A 21,954-nucleotide genomic window follows, 5' to 3' on the forward strand; every position below is an offset into this window, starting at 1 on the left:
CGACCCGCTCAGCGATAGAAGATGTGGTTTCCGACGCTGCCGACGCGCGCGCGGCGCCAGCCGGGCGAGACATAACGGGCGTGGAAATAGAGCGCGTTCGAAACGCGGCTGTCCCACATGTCGCCGCGGGCGACCTTGGCGACTGCAAGTGCAGTCTTCCACGCACGCGAACCTTCGGACGGCTGCGGCAGCTGGCCGCCGCGGACAAAGGAGAACTGGCCGCGCTGCTTAAGCACACCGCACACGCTGCGCGGGAAGCGGCCCGATTCGCTGCGGTTAAGGATCACCTCAGCCACCGCAAGCTGGCCTTCGAGGGGTTCGCCCTTCGATTCATAATAGACGCCGATGGCGAGGCAGTTGAGCTCGTCGTCATCAATCGCAAGCGGCTGCGCGGCGACTGCCGCGGCGAGCGTCGCATAATCGGCATCGTCGCCGTCGAGATCGGCGAGCGGCTGAACCACAGCGTTGGCGGGGGCGGCCGGCGCATCCGCTTCGAGATCGGCGAGCGCTTCGGCCATGGTCGGAACCTGCTGGAGGTCCGGACCGTTATTGCTGGCGGACGGCGCGGTCTGCCGGGCTACACCCGGAGCGGTCGCGCCAATGCCCGCGGCAAAGGCAAGTGTCACAGCCGCGATAATCGCGGCGCGAGCAGAAAAGGACATTCAACTTCGATACTATGCGGTTGGCGCGCGATCCGGTCCGTTTCCTTGTCTAAAACAAAGGACCGGTCGGGCTTTCCCCCCGACTGCGTAACCGGCGGTCTCACACCCCGACGGCACAACGCTACTTAAACGTGCGCGAGCCTCTGGCCAAATGGTTACGGAGTGTCAACCAGTTGTGAGGGTTTCAGCGGCGAACCGTTCCGCCTCCGCGATATCCAGTTCGACAACCCACAAATCGGAATCACGGCTGCGACGGCGCTGCCAATAGTCCGAAACGGCGCTCTCATCGGTTAGTTCGGTCGGGCCGGACCGCACCAGTGCGGGCTTGCCATCGGGTCCGATTCCCCGTTCGAAAAAGCCTGGATTCGCACCGCGCTCAAGCGTCAGCACCAGGATTGCGCCGGCTTCCGTATCCCCCTTCGCCAGCACCATCGCACTGCCGCCCGCCGCATTAACCCGCCGGACGAGTGCGTTGACGAGCAGCCCGGCCGCGAGCCGCGCCATCAGGGGCGGTAGCCGGGAAGACCGGCGAGCGGGATGCGCGATTTCATGAAGGTGCCGGTGCCGCGTGCCGCTTCTTCGCCATCGGCGTCGATCAGCCGCGCCTCGGCCACGAACACGCGGCGCTGGCCGCTGACCCAGCGTCCCTCCGCGATCACCGGTCCCGGCCCGAGCGGACGGGTGAAAAACAGATTGAATGCCGTCGTGAGCAGGAAGCGATCGGTGACCAGGCTATTGCAGGCATAGAAAGCCGCATCGTCCAGCATCTTGAAATAGCTGGTGCCGTGCGCCGCCCCGCCGGCATGAAAATGCCGTTCGTCGATCGTGAAGTGGATCCGCGCCTGCCCGCTCGCCGGAATCTCCAGCCGCGAGTCGAAGAAGCGGTTGATGGGGGCTGCGGCGTAAAGCGATTCGAGCGCCCGGTAATGCGCCTGAGCTCCCACCGGTTCAGGCGGCGGCGTCACGCGTCTCGGTCCCCGCAAGCAGCGCGTAGAGCGCATCGGCCGATCCTGCGCCGCGGAGCTTGGCGGTGAAGGTACGATCGCGCAGCCGCCGTGACACGCGCGCCAGCGCCTTCAGATGCTCCGCCCCTGCATCAGGCGGCGAGAGCAACGCGAACACCAGATCGACCGGCAGATCGTCGACCGATGCGAAGTCGAGCGGCTTGTCGAGCCGCACGAACAGGCCACGCACGCCAGGCAATCCGGCGATCTTGCCGTGGGGGATCGCGATGCCGCCGCCAAAGCCGGTCGAGCCGAGCTTCTCACGCGCAGCGAGCCGCTCGACGACCTCTGCCGCGTCGAGGCCATAGGCCGCAGCCGCAGCCTCACCGAGCAGCGCGAAGAGCTTCTTCTTGCTGCCCGCCGGGGTTCCCGAGCGCACAGCGTCGGGTTTCAAAAGGTCGCCGAGATCATTCATCGTGCGGCGGTCAGGCAGCCCGATTGGGTTCGACCCAGCCGATCGTTCCATCCGCGCGGCGATAGACCATGTTGTAATTGCCGGTGCCGCTGTTCTTGAACAGCAGCGCGTTGGTGTTGCGCAGATCGAGCATCATCACGGCATCGGAAACGCTGGCATCGGGCACATCGACGCGAGTCTCGGCAATCACCGGGGGCGCGTCGGCGACCTCTTCCTCAGCCTCATCGATCTGGAACACGGTGTAGCCCGCGTCATAGGCCGCATCGAGCGCCGCCTGCGCATGACCGTTGTTGCGGTCCTTGAGGCGGCGGACATAGCGGCGCAACTGCTTCTCGATCTTGTCGGCAGCGCCGTCGAAGGCGAGATGCGCCTCCTGCGCCCCGTGCGATCCCTTGAGCACCAGCCCCTGCATCACATGCGCGACGATGTCGCAGGTGAAGCCGTAATCATGCGGCCCCTTGCCGAACGTCACCTGGGCCGAAATTGCGCGGGAGAAATATTTGTCGGCGATACCCTGGAGCCGGTCTTCAACGTGCTGCCGGATGGCTTTGCCCGTATCGACCCGATGACCCGAAACCCGGATATCCATATCTTCCTCCGTCAACTATGAGGTGCAACTAGGAACGCACCCGATGTCCGTCAACCGGACGCCGGACTGCCCCACAGCGGCTCCTCGAATCCGGCCATGAACGCCGAATGGCGGGCCAGTTCTTCGTCGCTCGGCACAAAAACACGTGCCGGGCGTGCATTGCTCTTCACCGCGGCGGCCTCCACCCGCTCACTCGCCGCCGCAGCCTCGACAGCAAGACCCAGCGTGATCTGCCGCCCGCCGGTCAGCTCGATGAACACCTGCGCGAGCAGCTGCGCGTCAAGCAGCGCGCCGTGCAGTTCGCGCGCGGACAGGTCGATGCCATAGCGCACACACAGCGCATCGAGCGTGTGCTTGGCACCGGGATGCCTGGCGCGCGCCATTGTCAGCGTATCGACGATGCGATCGACCGAAAGCAGCGGGCGCCCGCACACTTTCAGCTCGCCGTTGATGAAGCCATAGTCGAACATCGCATTGTGCGCGATCAGCGGGCAATCGCCCAGAAACTCGATCAGTTCATCGCAAATTTCGGGGAAACGTTGCTTATCCGCCAGAAACGCCTCGGACAGGCCGTGTACCGCGAACGCCTCGACCGGCATGTCACGGTCGGGATTGAGATAGCGGTGGAAGCTGCGTCCGGTCGGCACGCGATTGACCAGCTCGACACAGCCAATCTCCACCAGCCGGTGCCCTGCGTTGAAGCTGAGGCCGGTGGTTTCGGTATCGAACACGATTTCCCGCATGGCCTGATTATCGGCCTTCCGCGCCCGCTAAGCAAGCGATCACCGCACAAACCGCGGCGCGCGTCTCCTCCAGCGACCCGCCGGTCGGGATTACGAAATCAGCGCGGGCGCGCTTTGCGGAGTCGGGCATTTGCTTCGCCAGGATCGACTCGAAGCGCTCGACCGTCATGCCCGGCCGGGCGAGGACCCGCTCACGCTGCACGTCAGCCGGCGCCGAGACCACGGCAACCCGGTCCACCTGACGCCAGCCGCCCGCCTCAAACAGGAGCGGGATATCGAGCACCACAAGCGGCTGATCACGGTTCGATTCGAGAAATTGCGCGCGTTCATGGGCAACGGCGGGGTGGACGATCGCCTCGAGCCGCTTGAGCGCATCGGGATTGCCGAACACCGCCTTGCCCAGCAGCGGGCGATCGACGCCCGAGTCTCCGGTCGTTCCCGGGAAGGCAGCCTCGATCGCCGCGACCAGCCGGCCGGCCGGCCCCTGCAGTTTGTGGACCTCTGCATCGGCATCAAATACCGGCACGCCTTCCTCCGCGAACATCGCCGCGACGGTGGACTTGCCCATGCCGATCGATCCGGTGAGGCCGAGAACAAGCATCAGGCGGTCAACAAGACCCGCAATTCGTCGTCATGCTCGCGCGGCGGGGCCTTGCCGAAGAACAGCTCGAAGGCGAGCGCAGCCTGTCCAATCAGCATTTCAAGGCCGTCGACCGTCTCAAGACCCCGCGCCCGCGCCGCGGCGAGCAGCCCCGTTTCGAGCGGGGCGTAGACCGCGTCATAGACAACCGCATCCTCGGGCAGATCGCCGAGATCGAGGTCGAGTGGCGGCTGGCCCGTCATGCCAAGCGAGCTGGCGTTGACCAGCAGCGCCACCGGCGGGATCGGTGCATCGAGCGCGACCACATCGCCCTTCAACCCAAAGGTCGCGAGCAGCCCCATCGCCTTGAGTGGCGAACGGTTGAGGATCGTCACCTGCCCGACCCCGGCCCGCGCCAGCGCGAACAGGATCGCGCGCGCCGCGCCGCCGGCGCCGACCACGGCAACCGGCGCGCCTTCCAGATCGAATTCAGCGAGGGGCGCATAGAATCCCGCAGCGTCAGTATTGGTACCAATCAGCGTGCCGTCCGCGCCGCGGAACACGGTGTTGATCGCACCGATCGTGTCGCGCACGCCGCCTGGATCGGGAACATGGTCAAGCGACGCGATCTTGTGCGGCGCGGTGATGTTGCACCCGCGCCAGTCGGGATCGTCGCGGCGCGAGGCGAAGAAGTCCGCCAGCCCTTCGGCGGTGACATGCGTTTTGCGATAGGCCGCGGCGAGGCCAAGTTTGTCGAGCCAGAAACCATGGATCACCGGCGATTTAGACTGGGCGATCGGATCGCCGATCACTTCGGCAAATGGGGTGGTGGTCATGACGTCAACACGCCTCTCGTCCGCAGATAATCAAGGATATTGAGCAACGGCATCCCCAGGATGGTGTAGTGGCTCCCCTCCATCCGGGAGAAGAGCTGCACCCCAGGTCCTTCGACTCGATAGCAGCCGACACAGCCCGCGATCGCCGGCCATTCGGCCTCCAGATACCCCGCGATGAATGCGTCGGAGAGCGGGCGAACCTGTAACCTCGCACGGTCGATATGCCGCCAGACAGGGCGGCCATTCTCGGCGACCACCGCGGCGCTGTAGAGATCGTGACGCTTGCCCGAGAGAAGCCGCAAATGTCGTTCGGCGTCGGCACGATCGACCGGCTTGTCGAGCAATGTCCCGTCTTCGATCGCGACGACCGAGTCGCAACCGAGCACGAGTGTTCCGGGCACACGCTGACTGACCTTGAGCGCCTTGAGCTCAGCAAGCGCGTCCGCCAAGTCGCGCGGCGCAACTCCGGCAAGGCCCGCCTTGGCCGCATCCTCATCGACATGCGCGGCGAGGGCTTCGTGCGGAACCCCCGCGGCGGTCAGCATCGCACGGCGCGACGCGCTGGTGGAAGCGAGCACGATCATTCGGCGCGAGTCCCGGAACCGGTCTCGCGCTCGTTGCACAAGGTGATGATCGCCGCTGCGGTTTCCTCGATCGACCGGCGAGTGACGTCGATCACCGGCCAGCCATTGTCGGCAAACATGCGCCGGGCATAGGCGACCTCACGCTGCACGGCTTCGTGCTCAATATAGGAGGTCTCGTTCTGCTGGTTGAGCGAGAGCAGGCGGTTTCGCCGCACCTGAATCAACCGCTCGGGGCTGGTGGTGAGGCCAACCACCATCGGGTGACGCAGCGCAAACAACGTAGTGGGCGGCGGAGATTCGGGCACGATCGGGATGTTCGCGACCTTGAACCCGCGATTGGCGAGGTAGATCGACGTCGGCGTCTTCGAGGTGCGCGAGACACCGGCGAGGACGATGTCCGCCTCCTCCCAATTCTCCCAATTGACGCCATCGTCATGTGCAATGGTGAACTGGATCGCGTCGACGCGCGCGAAATAGGCGGCGTCGAGCGTGTGCTGACGCCCCGGCCGCGCCTTCATCTCCTGCCCCAACATGCTCGAAAGCGCGTGGTTGACCGGATCGAGCGGCGCCACCGCAGGCAGGCCGATCGCGCGGCACCGCGCTTCCAGCGTGCGACGGATCTCAGGGTTCACCAGCGTGAAGATCACCAGGCCGGGATTCTGCGCGATCTCACCCAGAATGCGCTCGAGATGCGTCTCGCTCCGCACCATCGGCCAGAAATGACGCAGCACCTCGACATCGTCGAACTGCGCGAGCGCCGCCTTGGCGATATTCTCAAGCGTCTCGCCGGTGGAATCGGAGAGCAAATGGAGGTGCAATCGCATCAGCTGGACAGATCTGTGGAAAACATGCGGAAAATCGCTAGCGCAACGACACGGGCGCGCCAAGCGGCCCGATCGGTCCACGATCCGGCCAGTTCATCCACAACGCGTTCCACATGCGCCCGGATACACGCACAGCCTGTGGATAATGTGGACGGGACACGCGACTCTGCAGCGAATCGCGGGCGCTTCCGCCGTCAATCTGTTGGCAGAATCGGCACAAACGCCTAAGCCCCGGCATCCACGCACCAACTAACAACAACATCCTTCTTTGAATCTTTTCTTCTTTTAGAAGATGGAATGAGCAGTCCTGTGAATTCACACCCATCGCCCTCCAAACCCCTTCTCGATGCGCTTTCCGGAAAGCGCGTCGATGCTCCGCCGATGTGGCTTATGCGACAGGCGGGCCGCTACCTTCCCGAATATCGTGCGCTGCGAGCTGAGAAGGGCGGATTCCTCGAGCTGGTCAACGACAGCGAAGCGGCCGCCGAGGTCACACTTCAACCGATCCGGCGGTTCGGTTTCGACGGCGCGATCCTATTTTCCGACATCCTCGTCGTTCCGCACGCGCTGGGGCAGGATCTGTGGTTCGAGGTCGGCGAAGGACCGCGGCTGGCGCCCAGGCTGGTCGATCATGCACTGGAAAGCCTCACAGCAGCCCCTGAGCGGCTGAATCCGGTGTACGGGACGGTTCGCCGGGTCGCAGCCGCACTTCCTGCTGATACGGCTTTCCTGGGCTTTGCAGGCAGCCCCTGGACCAACGCGACGTACATGGTCGCCGGACAGGGTAGCCGCGACCAGAGCGAGACGCGCCGCATGGCCTATGCCGATCCGGGCGCGTTCGGGGCAATCATCGACGCGATCGTGACGATGTCGATCGATTATCTGGCAAAGCAGGTCGAGGCTGGGGTCGAGGCGGTACAGCTGTTCGACAGCTGGGCAGGATCGCTCTCGCCATCGCAGTTTGAGCGCTGGGTGATTGCGCCCAACGCGGCGATTGTTTCAGGCCTTCGGGCGCGCTGCCCGCAGGTGAAGATCATCGGCTTTCCCAAGGGCGCGGGTGGCAAGCTCGCTGCCTATGCGCGCGAGACCGGAGTCGATGCGATCGGCCTCGACGAAACGGTCGATCCCGTCTGGGCGCATCGTGAACTGCCCGCGGGACTTCCGGTGCAGGGCAATCTCGACCCGCTTGCGCTGATCGCGGGCGGCGCTGAACTGAAGGCAGCGGTGCGGCGTGTGCTTGATGCGCTGTCGGATCGACCCCATATCTTCAATCTCGGGCACGGTATTCAGCAGGATACGCCGATCGCCCATGTCGAACAGCTGATCGGCATCGTGCGGGGAACGGAATGAGCGGATTTCTTGGCGCCGCCTACCTGTGGGTGAAGGCAGCGCACATCATCTTCGTCATCTTCTGGATGGCCGGTCTCTTCATCCTCCCGCGCTATCTGGTTCATCATCAGGAAGCGCTGGGCGATCCCGTACAGGCCAAAGCCTGGGCCGATCGCGAGGCGAAGCTGCGCCGCATGATCCTGACGCCGTCGCTGGCGGTGGTGTGGATCGTCGGTATCGCGCTGGGCGCCAATCTCGGCCTGTTCGAGGGCGGCGCAGGCCTTGGCTGGCTCCACGCCAAGCTGCTGCTCGTGCTGCTGCTCTCGGGCTATCATGGCTGGGCAGTGGGCTATTCGAAGCGGCTTAGCGCCGGGCGGGGCAGCCTCACCAGCCGCCAACTGCGGATGATCAATGAGATCCCGGCGATCTTCGTCGCGTTGATCGTCATCCTGGCGGTGGTTCGCCCGTTCTGATCGCGTGACGTCGCAGCTTGACTTGAATCCAGCCCGAACCTAATCGCGCAACTGTCGCGTCGCCGTCCGGCGGCTGCGGCATCCTTCCTTTTTCCTCAAGCCATCGCAGCGTCTCAACGCCCGGAAACCCTCCCAGCGATCGCCACACGGACTCCCCCAGATGCATCTCAAAGATCTCAAAAAGACCCCCCCCGCCGAGCTGGTGACGATGGCCGAGGAGCTCGGCGTCGAAAGCGCCTCGACCCTCCGCAAGCAGGATCTTATGTTCGCGATCCTCAAGGCTCAGGCCGAGAATGGCGAACAGATCATGGGCGAGGGCACGATCGAAGTGCTCCAGGACGGTTTCGGCTTCCTGCGCAGCCCACAGGCCAATTATCTGGCCGGCCCCGACGACATTTATGTCTCGCCCAACCAGGTCCGCAAATTCGGTCTGCGTACCGGCGATACGGTCGAAGGCGAAATCCGCGCGCCCAAGGATGGCGAGCGCTATTTTGCCCTGACCAAGCTGGTCAGCGTCAATTTCGACGACCCCGATGCGGTCCGCCATCGCGTCAATTTCGACAATCTCACCCCGCTCTATCCCGAGAGCAAGCTGACGCTCGACCCCGCCGACCCGACGGTCAAGGACAAGAGCGCGCGCGTCATCGACATCATCTCGCCGCAGGGCAAGGGCCAGCGCACGCTGATCGTCGCGCCGCCGCGCGTCGGCAAGACGGTGATGCTTCAGAACATCGCCAAGGCGATCACCGACAATCATCCCGAGGTGTTCCTGCTCGTCCTGCTCATCGACGAGCGGCCCGAGGAAGTCACCGACATGCAGCGTTCGGTGAAGGGCGAGGTAGTTTCCTCGACCTTCGATGAACCCGCCACCCGCCACGTCGCGGTCGCCGAGATGGTGATCGAGAAGGCCAAGCGGCTGGTCGAGCACAAGAAGGATGTCGTCATCCTGCTCGACTCGATCACGCGCCTCGGCCGCGCCTACAACACCGTCGTCCCGTCATCGGGCAAGGTGCTGACCGGCGGTGTCGATGCCAACGCGCTGCAGCGCCCGAAGCGCTTCTTCGGCGCCGCACGCAACATCGAGGAGGGCGGTTCGCTTTCGATCATCGCCACCGCGCTGATCGATACCGGCAGCCGCATGGACGAGGTCATCTTCGAAGAGTTCAAGGGCACCGGTAACTCGGAAATCGTGCTCGACCGCAAGGTCGCGGACAAGCGCGTCTTCCCGGCGCTCGATGTCGGCAAGTCCGGTACGCGCAAGGAAGAGCTGCTGGTCGACAAGGGCAAGCTTTCCAAGATGTGGGTGCTGCGCCGTATCCTCATGCAGATGGGCACCATCGACGCGATGGAGTTCCTGCTCGACAAGATGAAGGACTCGAAGACCAACGAGGATTTCTTCGATTCGATGAACCAGTGACCGCGCGGGGCCTGACCTGGATAGCTGGGTCGGGCCTGCGTCGTTTCGGCCAGCGGGCTACCGAGCCTGGCTGCTGTTACGGGTTTCGCCCGTGACGGACATTGAACGGATACAGGCAAGACGCGTTGATCTTGCACATTGAAGCGACAGCTGAAGAGGGGAATCCATGACGGAGCTTTGGGGGCATATCGTCAACGATTTTGCGGGGCTGTTTTCGGGCAGTTTGTCGGCGTGGTCGGCATTCGCGAAGGTGATCCTGATCGACATCGTCCTGGCGGGTGACAACGCGATCGTCATCGGCGCGCTCGCAGCGGGTCTGCCCGCAGACCAGCGCAAGAAGGTAATCCTGATCGGCATCGTCGCCGCATTGGTGTTGCGAATCGGCTTCGCGCTGGTGGTGACGCAGCTGATGGCGGTGATCGGCCTTGTCTTCGCGGGCGGCGTTCTGCTGCTGTGGGTAGCATGGAAAATGTACCGCGAGATCGTCGTCGGCGGTCACAACCCCGGCTCGCCTGAGATCGCGGGTGACGAGCATTCGGGTCTCCGGCCTGCCAAGAGCTTTGCTGGCGCCGCTTGGGCAGTTGCGGTGGCCGATGTCTCGATGAGCCTCGACAACGTGCTGGCGGTCGCCGGCGCAGCGCGCGATCACCCCGGTATCCTGATGGTCGGTCTTGTGATCGCGGTCGCGCTGATGGGCATCGCGGCGAACATCATCGCCAAATATATCGAGCGCTATCGCTGGATCGCGTGGATCGGTCTGCTGGTGATCCTCTGGGTTGCCGGATCGATGATCTACACCGGCTTCATCGACAAGGACATCGGGGTTCTGCAGCTCTTCCAGTAAGCTGCTGATCCAGAACGAAAATAGGGCGGCGTCCGATGCAGGCGCCGCCCTTTTTCGTGTCAGCCGATATGCTCGGCGAAGAACGCCTCGGTCCGGCTGTCGGCGAGTTGAGCTGCGGCCTCCGAGCGGCGATTGCCCATCTCGGTCGCGAAGCCGTGATCCTCGCCCGGATAGTCGTGCAGCGTCACCCGCGGGTGATCGTCCAGCCCTTCGTGCATCTTTGCCTGAATCTCGGGCGACACGAATCCGTCATTGCCGGCGATATGCAGCATCAGCGGGTTGGCGATGGCGTGTTTCTCACCCAGCAGACCATCGATTCCTACAGCATAATAGCCGACGCTGGCGTCGCTATCGGTGCGGGCCGCGGTCATATAGGCGAGGCGGCCGCCCAGGCAGTAGCCGGTCACACCGACCTTCGTGCCGGTCGCGGCGCGCACGGTGCGGATCGTCGCCTCGATATCCTCGATCCCCTTGTCCTGATCGAACGTGCCGAACAAGCCGAGACCGCGTTCCATCTGCTCCGGGACATCGGGATCGAGTTCGATACCCGGCTCAAGCCGCCAGAACAGATCGGGGGCGAAAGCGGTGTAACCCTTCGACGCCCAATGGTCGCATTTACGACGGATGCCTTCGTTCACCCCGAATACTTCCTGGATCACGATGATTGCGCCACGCGGTGTGCTCTCCGGATCGGCGCGGTAGGCGGCAAAGTCGCCGCTGCCGTCGAGACTGTGGATCGTGGTCGTCGCCATATGTATCTCCGTCAGGAATGGCGCTGCTCATGATCGAGCAGCCATTGTTTGGTCGCGGGCCCATCGCCCGACGAATAGGAACCTAATGTTCCTCCTGCCCCGAGAACCCGATGGCAGGGAACGACAATCGGAAAGGGATTGCGCGCGCAGAGCTGCCCGATCGCGCGCGGCCCGGATTCAAGTCGCCGCGCGAGCTCGCCATAGCTGGCCGTTTCACCGTAGCGGAGTGCGATCAGGCCGGCGCGCAGCACCTGTCCGCGCAGTGAAACGATCTGTGATAGGACCAGATCGAAGGCTTTGAGATCGCCCGCAAAATAGGCTTCGAGCTGGTCAGCGGCGTTGCGCACAGTGGTGAGCTCTCCACGTCGGCGGGTGTCCTTCACGCCAACCTCGATGCGGATCAGCGCTTCGGCATCGCCTTCGACCCGGATCGGGCCGATGGGCGTTGCGATCAGGGCATGGTCGCGCGCATACATGGGTGCAGCGTAGGGCAGGGCGAGCGCCCCGCTCAAGCGGAGAAGAGCCTATGAAGATCAATGTCGAGATCGATTGCACGCCCGAGGAAGCCCGCCGTACGATGGGGCTGCCCGATTTCACGCCTGTCCATGACCATTATATCAAGATGCTGCTCGATTCGATGGACAAGGGCATGGTGAACCCTGAGATGATCGAGACGATGATGAAGAGCTGGACTCCGATGGGCGAGGCCGGGATGAACTTCTGGCGCGGCATGTTCGATATGGGCAAGCGTAGCGGCAGCGAGTGACTGACACGATCTTTGCGCTGTCGAGTGGGCAGCCGCCCGCTGCGATCGGCGTGATCCGCATTTCAGGACCCCAAGCATTCGCCGCGGTCGAGTCGCTAGCGGGGAAATTGCCGCCGCCACGCCGCGCGTCCCTGCGAACATTGCGAACGTCGCCCACAAGCGAGACGCATCTCGATCGCGCGCTGGTCTTGATTTTTCCCGGGCCGGCGACCGCGACCGGAGAGGATCTGGCCGAGCTTCATCTTCATGGCGGCCGTGCAGTGGTGCGGGCCGTGGAAGCTGCACTTGCGGGCATATCCGGGTTGCGCGCGGCGGAAGCGGGTGAGTTCACGCGCCGGGCGCTGGCCAATGGACGGATCGACCTGACCGAGGCCGAGGGGCTCGCCGATCTTCTTGCCGCTGAAACCGAGGCTCAGCGCCGCGCGGCGATGCGCGCGGCCGAGGGCGGAATCCGGCAGCGGATCGAAACATGGGCGGCGCGAACGCTGCAGCTCTCGGCGGTTGTCGAAGCGATGCTCGATCATGCCGACGAGGATGATGTCGCAGCGGAAGCGGGGACGCTCGACCGGATTGGCGACGGCGCGCGCAGTCTTGCGGGCGAGATCGATGCGGTGCTGGCCGAGCCCGGGATCGAGCGGCTGCGCGACGGGATTCGCGTCGTGCTCGCCGGTCCCCCCAATGCGGGTAAATCGACCTTGCTCAATGCGCTTGCCGAGCGCGAGGCGGCGATCGTGTCGCCACTGGCAGGGACGACGCGCGACCGGATCGAGGCACCGGTGATGCGCGAGGGCGTCGCCTATCTGCTTACCGATACCGCGGGCCTGCACGATGCACCGTCGGATATGGTCGAGGAGATCGGCATTGCGCGGGCGCAGGAGGCGCTTGATCAGGCCGATCTGATCCTGTGGCTCGACGACGCGCTACCGCCGGTATCGGGTGTTCCCCATATCCTGATCCATCCGCGTGCCGACGTTGTGGGGCGCGAAGCCGTCGCCGGCGAGCGGCTAAGCGTTTCCGCACGAACGGGCATAGGCGTTGCGCAGCTATGGGATCGGATCGCGGAGGCGGCGCGCGCGATGCTACCCGCAAGCGACGCGATACCGCTCAATCGCCGCCAGCGCGACCTGGCGAGCTTGGCCGCAGCAGCGTTGCAGAATGCAGGCGAGGGGAGTGACCCGTTGCTGATCGCCGAGGATCTGCGTCACGCATTGCGCGCGTTCGACCGGATCACCGGCGCCGCGGATGTCGAGGCGATGCTCGACACGTTGTTCGGGCGTTTTTGCATCGGCAAATGATGTTCCACGTGGAACGCTTTTGACCGCAGCGCCGCGCGGCGCTATTTCGACCGGCATGCGGACATGGGATGTGATCGTGATCGGCGGCGGACACGCCGGCACCGAGGCGGCGGCTGCGGCTGCGCGCTGCGGCGCGCGTACCGCGCTGATCACCTTTGATCCGGCGACGCTGGGGGCGATGTCGTGCAACCCGGCGATCGGCGGGCTGGGCAAGGGGCATCTGGTGCGCGAGGTCGATGCGCTTGATGGACTGATCGGGCGTGCCGCGGATCAGGCGGCGATCCACTATCGCCTGCTCAACCGTTCCAAAGGGCCAGCGGTGCAGGGGCCGCGCGTCCAGGCTGACCGCAAGCGTTACGCTGCAGCGATCCAGACGATGCTGTCCGCGCAGCCCGGCCTCGATATCGTTGCAGGCGAAGCCGTGGGTCTGGTGGTCGAGCAGGGGCGGGTGGCCGGCGTGCAGCTTTCCACCGGCGAGCAGCTGCACGGCGCCGCGGTGGTCATCGCGAGCGGCACCTTTCTGGGTGGACGGATCTTCCGTGGCGAAGAGCGTGAAACCGGTGGCCGGGTCGGCGAACGCGCCGCAACCGCGCTCGGCGTCCAGCTGCGCGAGCTGGCGCTGCCGATTACGAGGCTCAAGACCGGAACGCCGCCGCGCCTCGACGGGCGGACGATCGACTGGGGCGCGCTCGACGAACAGCCTTCCGACGCTGAACCCTGGCGGATGTCGCCGCTCACCGATACGCCACGGCTGCCGCAGCTCGTGTGTGCAATCACGCGGACGACACAGCAGACGCACGATATCATTCGGAGCGGCCTCGACCGTTCACCGCTGTTCAGCGGAGCAATCGAGGCGGGTGGCCCGCGCTATTGTCCGTCGATCGAGGACAAGATCTTCCGCTTCGGTGACCGGGACGGGCATCAGATCTTCCTCGAGCCGGAGGGGCTGGAGACCGATCTTGTCTATCCCAACGGCCTTTCGACCTCGTTGCCGACCGACGTGCAGGCCGCGATGATCGCCTCGATCCCGGGCCTTGGCCGCGCGACGATCGTCACGCCGGGTTATGCGGTCGAGTATGACCATGTCGATCCGCGTGCGCTGGATGCGTCGCTGGAGAGCCGCGACGTGCCGGGCCTGTTCTGTGCCGGGCAGATCAACGGCACGACGGGCTATGAGGAAGCGGCTGCACAGGGACTGGTGGCAGGGGTCAATGCGGCGGCACTGGCGCTGGGCCGGGCGCCGATGATCCTGCCCCGCGAGCTCAGCTATATCGGTGTGATGATCGACGACCTGACACTGCAGGGTGTGACCGAGCCCTATCGCATGCTCACCGCGCGTGCCGAATATCGCCTGCGCCTGCGTGCGGACAATGCCGAGACGCGGCTGGGCGCGATCGGAGACGCTGCAGGGTGTATTGGCGAGGTGCGCCGGGTGCATCAGATCCGTCGCCGGGAGAACCGCGCTGCGCTCGACATGCGTTTCGCGGCGCCACGCACCGCACATGCGCTGGGTCAGGCAGGTGCTCCGGTGTCACAGGACGGCGCACGCCGCACCGCATTCGAATGGCTCCGTTTCACCGGAGTGAGCATCGCGCATCTCGGTATCGATGTCGCCGGGGCCGAGCCGGATCTGCTCGCCGAACTGATCGAGGATGCACGCTATGCCCCCTATCTCGAACGCCAGGCAGCCGAGCAGGAAGCGATGACCCGATCGGACGATACGTGCATTGCCGCTGCGCTCGATTATGCGGCAATCCCGGGGCTGTCGAATGAGATGATCGAACGCCTCACGCTGGCGCGGCCGGCGACGGTCGGCGATGCCGGGCGCGTGCGCGGGATAACCCCGGCGGCGCTCACCGCGATCATGCTGCACGTTCGGAGGGCCGCATGACGGAGGACGAAGCCCGGGACTGGATCCGCGCGCGGTTCGGTGTTTCACGTGAAACGCAGCTCGCGACCTTCGTCGAATCGCTGCGCGAGGAGGCAGGGAAGCAGAATCTGGTCGCACCTTCGACGCTCGATCAGATCTGGTCCCGCCATATCGTCGATTCGGCCCAGCTGCTCGACCATATGCCGGCGGACGGCATCTTTCTGGATATCGGCAGCGGGGCAGGATTGCCCGGCCTTGTCGTGGCATTGCTCCGCGAAGCGCCGGTCGAACTGGTCGAACCCCGCAAGCTTCGTACTGACTTCCTGTCGCGCGCTGCGGCTGAGCTTGGTCTCGGGAATGTGATCGTCCATACCGACAAGATCGAACGGACTGCAGGCAAGGTCGCGGTGATTTCCGCCCGCGCCGTTGCTCAGCTTTCCGATCTGTTCCGCATTGCCGCACATCGATCCACGTCTTCCACAGTCTGGGTGCTGCCAAAGGGCCGAAATGCGCAATCGGAGGTGGCAGAGGCGCGCCGCAAATGGCATGGTTCGTTCCACGTGGAACCGAGCATTACGGCTTCCGATTCACTCATCGTCGTCGCCAAAGGGGTCCGCCCGAGATGATCTGCATCGCCATCGCGAACCAGAAGGGTGGGGTGGGTAAAACCACGAGCGCGATCAATGTCGGCACCGCGCTTGCCGCGACCGGTCAGCGGGTGCTGCTTCTCGATCTCGATCCCCAGGGCAATTGCTCGACGGGTCTGGGCATCAGTCGTGCCGATCGCGAGCACTCGACTTATGACCTGCTGGTCGGCGACGTGACGCTCGAGGAGGTCGTGGTCGCCACGCGCGTTCCCGGCCTCGATATCGTCCCTGCGACGGTCGATCTGTCGGGCGCAGAGATTGAACTGATCGAGTTCGATGCGCGCACCCATCGCCTCGACAATGCGATCGACCGCAGCGAGCAGCGCTGGGACGTGATCCTCATCGATTGTCCGCCGTCGCTCGGGCTGCTGACGATCAACGCGATGGTCGCGTCGGACGCGCTTTTGGTGCCGCTCCAGTGCGAGTTCTTTGCGCTTGAGGGGTTGAGCCAGCTGCTCAGCACCGTCGAGCGGATCCGCAGCCGCTTTAATCCGGGCCTGTCGATCCTCGGCGTTGTCCTGACCATGTACGACCGCCGCAACCGCCTGACCGATCAGGTAGCCGACGATGTCCGCGCGGTGCTCGGCCGGGTGGTGTTCGACACGGTGATCCCGCGCAACGTCCGCCTTTCCGAAGCGCCGAGCCACGGCCTGCCCGCGCTGATCTACGATCATCGCTGCGCCGGATCCGAAGCCTATATCGCGCTTGCCCGTGAAGTGATCGACCGCCTGCCGAGGCTGAGGAAGGCCGCATGACCGACGAAACCACGCCCCCCGCATCTGTCACCCCGCTGCGCAAGGCGCCGCGCCCGCATCTTGGCCGCGGGCTCAGCGCGCTGCTGGGCGATGCCGAGCGGGAAGAGCCGGTCCGTCCCGGTGGTGAACATTCGCCGGGCGTGCGGATGCTTCCCGTCAGCTCGCTGGCGCCGCATCCCGAGCAGCCGCGCCGCCATTTCGACGAGGACGCGCTCGAGGAGCTCGCCAAGTCGATCGCGATGCGCGGGCTGATCCAGCCGATCGTGGTGCGCCCGCACGGCAAGGAATATCAGATCGTCGCCGGCGAGCGTCGCTGGCGCGCTGCGCAGCGTGCGCGGCTGCACGAGGTACCGGTGATCGTCCGCGACCTCGACGAGGCTGAAACGCTCGAAATCGCGATCATCGAGAATATCCAGCGCGAGGATCTGAACGCGATCGAGGAAGCGGAGGCCTATGCCAAGCTGATCGGGCAGTTTGGCCATACGCAGGAAGTGCTGGCGAAGATCGTCCATAAGTCGCGCAGCCACATCGCCAATTTGCTGCGCCTGCTGGATCTGCCGCCGAGCGTGCGCCAGCGCGTGGTCGAGGGCAGCCTGACGATGGGCCATGCCCGCGCGCTGATCGGCGCGCCGGACCCGGAGAAGCTCGCGCGAATCGTCGTCGAGCGCGACCTGTCGGTGCGCGAGACCGAGAAGCTCGCGCGCGAAGCCAAGCCGCGCGCTGCGGGGAGGGGGAGTGCCGGCTTGTCCGATCTCGGCGCCAATGCCGATATCGCTGCACTTGAGCGTCAGCTGGGCGATGTGCTTGGGCTCAACGTCCGCATCGGCTATGGCGACAAGGGCGGGACGATGACGCTGGCCTATTCGACGCTCGACCAGCTCGACATGATCTGCCAGCGGCTGACGGGCGAGAAGATCTAGAGCCCTTCTCCGGGCGTCGCTGTTCTCGCGGCGGGATCAATCATCCCGCAAGCGATATTCGAGCGCGTAGTGGTGGACACCGTCCTCGATCGTCAGGTGGTAGACACCTGCAATCCCCTCCAGCGCACCTGTTCCGGACCCGGGCACGATGGTGATCGAGAGTTCGTGCACGCCGGCATCCATGATGCCACGATGAACCACGGTAAAGGCGCCGTCCCGGGCATCAAGATTCCCCCGAATTCGCTCCATTGCGACATATGCCCCGGATTGTTCGATCATCATTGCGAGCATCTCGCCCTCGCCTGACCCCGTGAGATCGCCGGTATACTGCTTCTCGATGAGCATACGGCCCGGGGCATCGGGCCTCGCATCAGGCGGCGATCCGGTCGGTGTCATTCTGATCTGAAAGGTCCCTGCAGCACGGCGCATCGCTGTCTCCATCGGCGGTTCCGGGGCTCAGTGAGAACAAATAGCGAACAACTCGCCATTGAGTCAATTGGCCAGTCCACTGGCTCAAGATCGGTGGATTGCCATCTGTCGGGCCTGAAACGGGGTAGGGAGCCAGAAGAAGGCGTCCTGAAGCTGGCGCGCGGTCAGTTTGCGCGCCTCAACGGCCCCGCGCAGCCGCCCGTGCCAGCGTCACCAGTGCCTCGTCGGCGATCACCTGGCCTGCATTGCCGCCGGCGCGGGTCATGCCACGCTCGGCCTCGCGGACGCGTTCCACCGCGCGCGCCAGCATTGGGCTGGTCCAGCGGCGCAGCGCGATCTTGGTGCTCATCTCTTCCTTGAAGAAGACGCGGTGCCGCTTGACCACCTCATCGGCCGTAGCGCCGCGGTCGATATCGGCACGCATCTCGGCGAGGTTCATCAGCCGCCGCACGAGCTGGCGCAGCAGCGGGATTGCGGAGACTCCCGCCTGCTCGAGCCGGGCGAGTTCCACGCCGATCTCCGCTGAGCGACCCTCGACCACGGCTTCGATCGCACTTTGCATCTCGGCATCGCCCAGATCGGCGCCGATTGCCTCCAGCGCCGGCATACCCGCCTCACGCGGCCGGTCGGGCGCGGCGTCGAGGTAGATGGAAAGCTTTTCGATCTCACGCGCCAGCACCGCGCGATCGCCGCCGGACAGTGCCGCGAGCCGCTCGGCGGTGCCGCCCACCAGCCGCAGGCCATTCTCGCGCGCGATTCCGGCGGCGAGCTGCGCGGCGTTGCGCGCATCGGGCATATAACAGGCGTGCGCCATCGCATTGGGAGCGGCGAGGACAAGCTTGAGCAGACGTCCGGTCCCTTTCAGGCCGCCGCCGACGGCGACCACGGGGTTCCCGGCGACTTCGGCATCGAGCAGCAGCCGCACCGCTTCGGTTGCGTCATCGTCGATCCCCGCGATGCGGATGTAGCGCGCGCCGCCGAACAGCGAGAGCGAAGCGGCTTCGCCTGCGAGACGCCCCGGATCGCCCTTGAGCGACGAGCCCTCGATATCGATGCGCTCGGCTTCAGCACCCATCGCCCGACCAAGCCGTGCGGCCAGGTCGTTGGCGCCGGCTTCGTCGGGGCCGTAGAGGACGAACAGGCGCATATCCGGCCCCGGCTTGTCCAGCCGGGTGCGAATCTGTGCCTCGCTGGCCTTCACTTCGTTTCGGCGGCGCGTGCGTAGCGGGCGAGGCGCGCGACGATCTGGTCGGCGACGATCCCCGACAGCCGCTCAAGCGCGCTCTTCTCGGCCGCGATCGTCGCATATTCGGAGCCCGCGACATCGATGCCGGCATCGGAGCCTGCAGTGGCATCGAGCACGACCTGACCCGTGGCGAGTTCAACGAGCTGATAGCGTGCGCGCAGGGTGCGGCGTTCGCGCGTCACGACGTCGTCGCGGCGCACGCCAAGGCCCTCGATGCGATCGTCGAGCTTGATGTCGAGCCGATAGACAGGGGTACCGCTGCGCGTCGCCTCGATCCGGTCGCGCACAGCATTGGCGACCAGCCAGCCGCTCTCGCCCTGAATCGGCGCGACTTCGACACCCGACAGCATCGTCTGGACCGGTCCGCCGACGCCGCCGCCATAAAGGGGCCGCAGCCCGCCGCACCCGCTGAGCGTGAGCGCGGTGAGCGCGAGCAGGGCGGGGGCAAGCCTCATGCGACGATATTCACCAGACGGTCGGGCACGACGATTACCTTTTTGGGAGCTGCGCCTTCCAGAATGCGCTGCACATTCGGGTTTGCCAAGGCCATCGCCTCAAGCACGTCCTTCGCTTCGCCCTTCGCGGCCTTCACCGTGTCGCGTAGCTTGCCGTTGACCTGCAGCGCGATCGTCACCTCGTCCTCGACCAGCAGCGCGGGATCGACCTGCGGCCATTCGGTGTCGGCGATCAGGCCGTCATTCCCCATCGCAGCCCAGGCTTCCTCGGCGAGATGCGGGGTCATCGGCGCGGCGAGTAGGATGATCGTGCGCACCGCATTGGCACGCGAGGCGCTTGGCTGTGCCTTCTCGATCGCGTTGACCAGCCCATAGAGCTTGGCGACGGCCTTGTTGAACTGCAGGCCCTCAATATCCGACGCCACACCAGCGATGGTCTGGTGCAGGATGCGGTCGAGCGGCTTGTCCTCGCCTTCCCAGCTATCCAGCCCGTCGAACAGCCGCCACAGGCGCTGGACGAAGCGCCATGCGCCCTCGATGCCGTTCTCGGTCCACTCCAGATCGCGTTCGGGTGGCGAGTCCGACAGCACGAACCAGCGCACCGCGTCCGCACCGTACTGATCGACGATCGGCTCGGGATCGACGGTGTTCTTCTTGGACTTGGACATCTTTTCGATGCGGCCGACCGTCGCCGGGTTGCCGTTCGAGGTCTCGACCCAGATCTCGTCCTTACGCGTGACGTCACCCGGCGACAGCCAGCGGCCGTCGGCGGACTTATAGGTCTCGTGCGTCACCATGCCCTGGGTGAACAGCCCTTCGAACGGCTCGGCGATGTCGAGCATGCCGATGCGCTTGAGCGCACGCGTCCAGAAACGGGCGTAGAGCAGGTGCAGGATCGCATGCTCGACCCCGCCGATATACTGGTTCACCGGCAGCCATTGCTCGGCGACCTTGCGGTCGAACGGCTTGTCGCCCGGCTGGCTGGCGAAGCGGATGAAATACCACGACGAGTCGACGAAGGTATCGAGCGTATCGGTCTCGCGCCGCGCCGGATGGCCGCAGCGCGGGCAATCGACATGCCGCCAGGTCGGGTGCCGGTCGAGCGGGTTGCCGGGAATGTCGAAGCTGACGTCTTCGGGCAGCACCACCGGCAGCTGCTTCTTGGGCACCGGCACCACGCCGCACACTTCGCAATGCACGATCGGGATCGGTGTGCCCCAGTAACGCTGGCGCGACACGCCCCAGTCGCGCAGGCGCCACACGGTCGTGCCCTTGCCCCAGCTACCGGCTTCGGCGCGGGTAATCACCGCGCGCTTGGCGTCGGGCACGTCCATGCCGTCGAGGAAGTGCGAGTTCACCAGCGTGCCGGGACCGGTATAGGCCTCGGTTTCGGTGAATTCGGGTGCGGTCTTGTCGCCTTCGGAAACGACACGCCGGATCGGCAGGCCGTATTTGGTCGCGAACTCAAAGTCGCGCTGGTCGTGCGCCGGCACGCCGAAGACGGCGCCGGTGCCATAGTCCATCAACACGAAATTCGCGATATAGACCGGCAATTTCCACGCGGGATCAAAGGGATGTTCCGCACGGATGCCGGTATCGAAGCCGAGCTTCTCCTGCGTCTCCAGCTCAGCCGCGGTGGTCCCGCCCAGCTTGCACTGTGCGATAAACGCGGCGACGTCGGCATTCCCCTCGGCGAGCTTGCGCGCGATCGGATGGTCCGCCGCGATCGCGACGAAGCTCGACCCGAAGATCGTGTCGGGACGGGTGGTGAAGACCTCGACATCCCCACCATCGTTGAGCTTGAACCGGAACTGCAGTCCTTCGGACTTACCGATCCAGTTTTCCTGCATCAGCCGGACCTTGTCGGGCCATTTGTCGAGCGTGCCGAGGCCGTCGAGCAGTTCGTCGGCAAAGTCCGTGATCTTGAGAAACCACTGGTTGAGCTTCTTCTTTTCGACCAGCGCCCCCGAGCGCCAGCCGCGGCCATCGATCACCTGCTCGTTGGCGAGCACGGTCATGTCGACCGGATCCCAGTTGACCGTCGATTCCTTGCGGTAAACCAGCCCGTTTTCAAGGAGATCGATGAACAGTGCCTGTTCGTGCCCGTAATAATCGGGTTCGCAGGTCGCCAGCTCGCGGCTCCAGTCGATCGCGAGGCCCAGCCGCTTCAGCTGTGCGCGCATCGTTGCGATATTGTCGCGCGTCCAGCCGCCGGGATGGACCTTCTTCTCCATCGCCGCATTCTCGGCGGGCATCCCGAAGGCGTCCCAGCCCATCGGGTGGAGCACTTCCATGCCCTTCATCCGCCGATAGCGCGTCAGTACGTCGCCCATCGTGTAATTGCGGACATGCCCCATATGGATGCGCCCCGACGGATAGGGGAACATCTCGAGCACGTAAGATTTGGGCTTGGGCGAATTATCGTCTGCGGCGAAGGTGCCGCGTTCTTCCCACAGCTTCTGCCACGCAGAATCGGCCTTCAGCGCGTTGAACCGCGACACATTCATTCCTTCATTTTT

26 protein-coding genes are annotated in these 21,954 nt (G+C 64.9%); 10 read left to right on the forward strand and 16 right to left on the reverse strand.

Annotation, left to right across the window (positions count from 1 at the left end; translation table 11 throughout):
- Positions 1-8: 8 nt before the first annotated feature.
- The 10 genes from AC07NK_RS02540 to AC07NK_RS02585 all read right to left on the reverse strand — a co-directional run bounded on the left by AC07NK_RS02540 (position 9) and on the right by AC07NK_RS02585 (position 6,237).
- Positions 9-662, reverse strand: a complete 654-nt coding sequence (locus AC07NK_RS02540; protein ID WP_495168988.1) for a cell wall hydrolase — start codon at positions 660-662, stop codon at positions 9-11.
- 165 nt (positions 663-827) lie between these two features.
- Entirely contained in the window at positions 828-1,166 is a 339-nt protein-coding gene (locus tag AC07NK_RS02545) for a DUF1491 family protein (protein ID WP_495168989.1), read from the reverse strand.
- Positions 1,166-1,627 carry a PaaI family thioesterase gene (locus tag AC07NK_RS02550; RefSeq protein ID WP_495168990.1) on the reverse strand — a complete coding sequence of 154 codons (462 nt, stop codon included), beginning with the start codon at positions 1,625-1,627 and terminating at the stop codon, positions 1,166-1,168. Before AC07NK_RS02550 ends, AC07NK_RS02545 begins: the two co-directional genes overlap by 1 nt.
- Positions 1,611-2,081, reverse strand: coding sequence for a PTS IIA-like nitrogen regulatory protein PtsN (gene ptsN, locus AC07NK_RS02555; protein ID WP_495168991.1), 471 nt, complete (start codon positions 2,079-2,081; stop codon positions 1,611-1,613). The genes AC07NK_RS02550 and ptsN overlap by 17 nt, the downstream gene beginning before the upstream one ends.
- Positions 2,082-2,091: 10 nt before the next feature.
- Positions 2,092-2,670, reverse strand: a complete 579-nt coding sequence (gene hpf, locus AC07NK_RS02560; protein ID WP_495168992.1) for a ribosome hibernation-promoting factor, HPF/YfiA family — start codon at positions 2,668-2,670, stop codon at positions 2,092-2,094.
- Positions 2,671-2,720: 50 nt separating this feature from the next.
- Complete coding sequence (gene dnaQ / locus AC07NK_RS02565) at positions 2,721-3,413, reverse strand: DNA polymerase III subunit epsilon (RefSeq protein WP_495168993.1); 693 nt, start codon at positions 3,411-3,413, stop codon at positions 2,721-2,723.
- Positions 3,414-3,420: 7 nt separating this feature from the next.
- Entirely contained in the window at positions 3,421-4,014 is a 594-nt protein-coding gene (gene coaE, locus AC07NK_RS02570) for a dephospho-CoA kinase (protein ID WP_495168994.1), read from the reverse strand.
- On the reverse strand, positions 4,014-4,829 hold the full coding sequence (locus AC07NK_RS02575) for a shikimate dehydrogenase family protein (protein ID WP_495168995.1): 816 nt from the start codon (positions 4,827-4,829) through the stop codon (positions 4,014-4,016). The genes coaE and AC07NK_RS02575 overlap by 1 nt, the downstream gene beginning before the upstream one ends.
- The gene (locus AC07NK_RS02580; RefSeq protein ID WP_495168996.1) at positions 4,826-5,413 is read right to left on the reverse strand and encodes a Maf family protein; all 588 of its coding nucleotides are present in this window, start codon (positions 5,411-5,413) and stop codon (positions 4,826-4,828) included. Before AC07NK_RS02580 ends, AC07NK_RS02575 begins: the two co-directional genes overlap by 4 nt.
- Entirely contained in the window at positions 5,410-6,237 is an 828-nt protein-coding gene (locus AC07NK_RS02585; protein WP_495168997.1) for a pyruvate, water dikinase regulatory protein, read from the reverse strand. Before AC07NK_RS02585 ends, AC07NK_RS02580 begins: the two co-directional genes overlap by 4 nt.
- A 297-nt stretch (positions 6,238-6,534) precedes the next feature.
- On the opposite strand from AC07NK_RS02585, the gene hemE reads away from it, so the two are divergent.
- From hemE to AC07NK_RS02605, 4 genes are all read left to right on the forward strand, one after another.
- A complete protein-coding gene (hemE, locus tag AC07NK_RS02590) occupies positions 6,535-7,587 on the forward strand; it encodes a uroporphyrinogen decarboxylase (protein ID WP_495168998.1) in 1,053 nt (350 codons plus the stop codon).
- Positions 7,584-8,039, forward strand: a complete 456-nt coding sequence (locus tag AC07NK_RS02595) for a CopD family protein (RefSeq protein ID WP_495168999.1) — start codon at positions 7,584-7,586, stop codon at positions 8,037-8,039. The genes hemE and AC07NK_RS02595 overlap by 4 nt, the downstream gene beginning before the upstream one ends.
- Before the next feature lie 160 nt (positions 8,040-8,199).
- On the forward strand, positions 8,200-9,456 hold the full coding sequence (gene rho, locus AC07NK_RS02600; RefSeq protein ID WP_495169000.1) for a transcription termination factor Rho: 1,257 nt from the start codon (positions 8,200-8,202) through the stop codon (positions 9,454-9,456).
- A gap of 166 nt (positions 9,457-9,622) precedes the next feature.
- On the forward strand, positions 9,623-10,300 hold the full coding sequence (locus AC07NK_RS02605; RefSeq protein ID WP_495169001.1) for a YjbE family putative metal transport protein: 678 nt from the start codon (positions 9,623-9,625) through the stop codon (positions 10,298-10,300).
- Between the two features lie 59 nt (positions 10,301-10,359).
- Here the strand turns inward: AC07NK_RS02605 and AC07NK_RS02610 are convergent, their stop codons facing one another.
- Complete coding sequence (locus AC07NK_RS02610) at positions 10,360-11,052, reverse strand: dienelactone hydrolase family protein (protein WP_495169002.1); 693 nt, start codon at positions 11,050-11,052, stop codon at positions 10,360-10,362.
- Between the two features lie 11 nt (positions 11,053-11,063).
- Positions 11,064-11,528, reverse strand: a complete 465-nt coding sequence (locus AC07NK_RS02615; RefSeq protein WP_495169003.1) for a methylated-DNA--[protein]-cysteine S-methyltransferase — start codon at positions 11,526-11,528, stop codon at positions 11,064-11,066.
- Positions 11,529-11,578: 50 nt separating this feature from the next.
- Between AC07NK_RS02615 and AC07NK_RS02620 the strand changes: the two genes are divergently transcribed.
- The 6 genes from AC07NK_RS02620 to AC07NK_RS02645 are packed head-to-tail and all read left to right on the forward strand — an operon-like array spanning position 11,579 to position 17,305.
- Positions 11,579-11,818, forward strand: coding sequence for a DUF6489 family protein (locus AC07NK_RS02620; protein ID WP_495169004.1), 240 nt, complete (start codon positions 11,579-11,581; stop codon positions 11,816-11,818).
- Positions 11,815-13,113, forward strand: coding sequence for a tRNA uridine-5-carboxymethylaminomethyl(34) synthesis GTPase MnmE (gene mnmE / locus AC07NK_RS02625; RefSeq protein WP_495169005.1), 1,299 nt, complete (start codon positions 11,815-11,817; stop codon positions 13,111-13,113). The genes AC07NK_RS02620 and mnmE overlap by 4 nt, the downstream gene beginning before the upstream one ends.
- Before the next feature lie 55 nt (positions 13,114-13,168).
- On the forward strand, positions 13,169-15,004 hold the full coding sequence (mnmG, locus tag AC07NK_RS02630) for a tRNA uridine-5-carboxymethylaminomethyl(34) synthesis enzyme MnmG (RefSeq protein ID WP_495169619.1): 1,836 nt from the start codon (positions 13,169-13,171) through the stop codon (positions 15,002-15,004).
- Entirely contained in the window at positions 15,001-15,609 is a 609-nt protein-coding gene (rsmG, locus tag AC07NK_RS02635) for a 16S rRNA (guanine(527)-N(7))-methyltransferase RsmG (RefSeq protein ID WP_495169006.1), read from the forward strand. Before mnmG ends, rsmG begins: the two co-directional genes overlap by 4 nt.
- A complete protein-coding gene (locus AC07NK_RS02640; protein ID WP_495169007.1) occupies positions 15,606-16,385 on the forward strand; it encodes a ParA family protein in 780 nt (259 codons plus the stop codon). Before rsmG ends, AC07NK_RS02640 begins: the two co-directional genes overlap by 4 nt.
- On the forward strand, positions 16,382-17,305 hold the full coding sequence (locus AC07NK_RS02645) for a ParB/RepB/Spo0J family partition protein (RefSeq protein ID WP_495169008.1): 924 nt from the start codon (positions 16,382-16,384) through the stop codon (positions 17,303-17,305). The genes AC07NK_RS02640 and AC07NK_RS02645 overlap by 4 nt, the downstream gene beginning before the upstream one ends.
- Before the next feature lie 36 nt (positions 17,306-17,341).
- On the opposite strand, the gene AC07NK_RS02650 is transcribed toward AC07NK_RS02645, so the two are convergent.
- From AC07NK_RS02650 to leuS, 4 genes are all read right to left on the reverse strand, one after another.
- A complete protein-coding gene (locus AC07NK_RS02650; RefSeq protein WP_495169009.1) occupies positions 17,342-17,734 on the reverse strand; it encodes a DUF3224 domain-containing protein in 393 nt (130 codons plus the stop codon).
- 178 nt (positions 17,735-17,912) lie between these two features.
- Positions 17,913-18,935, reverse strand: coding sequence for a DNA polymerase III subunit delta (gene holA / locus AC07NK_RS02655; RefSeq protein WP_495169010.1), 1,023 nt, complete (start codon positions 18,933-18,935; stop codon positions 17,913-17,915).
- Entirely contained in the window at positions 18,932-19,435 is a 504-nt protein-coding gene (lptE, locus tag AC07NK_RS02660; protein WP_495169011.1) for an LPS assembly lipoprotein LptE, read from the reverse strand. Before lptE ends, holA begins: the two co-directional genes overlap by 4 nt.
- Positions 19,432-21,942, reverse strand: a complete 2,511-nt coding sequence (gene leuS, locus AC07NK_RS02665) for a leucine--tRNA ligase (RefSeq protein WP_495169012.1) — start codon at positions 21,940-21,942, stop codon at positions 19,432-19,434. The genes lptE and leuS overlap by 4 nt, the downstream gene beginning before the upstream one ends.
- Positions 21,943-21,954: the final 12 nt, after the last annotated feature.

Source organism: Sphingomonas sp. GW821-FHT09B04 (assembly GCF_059418285.1).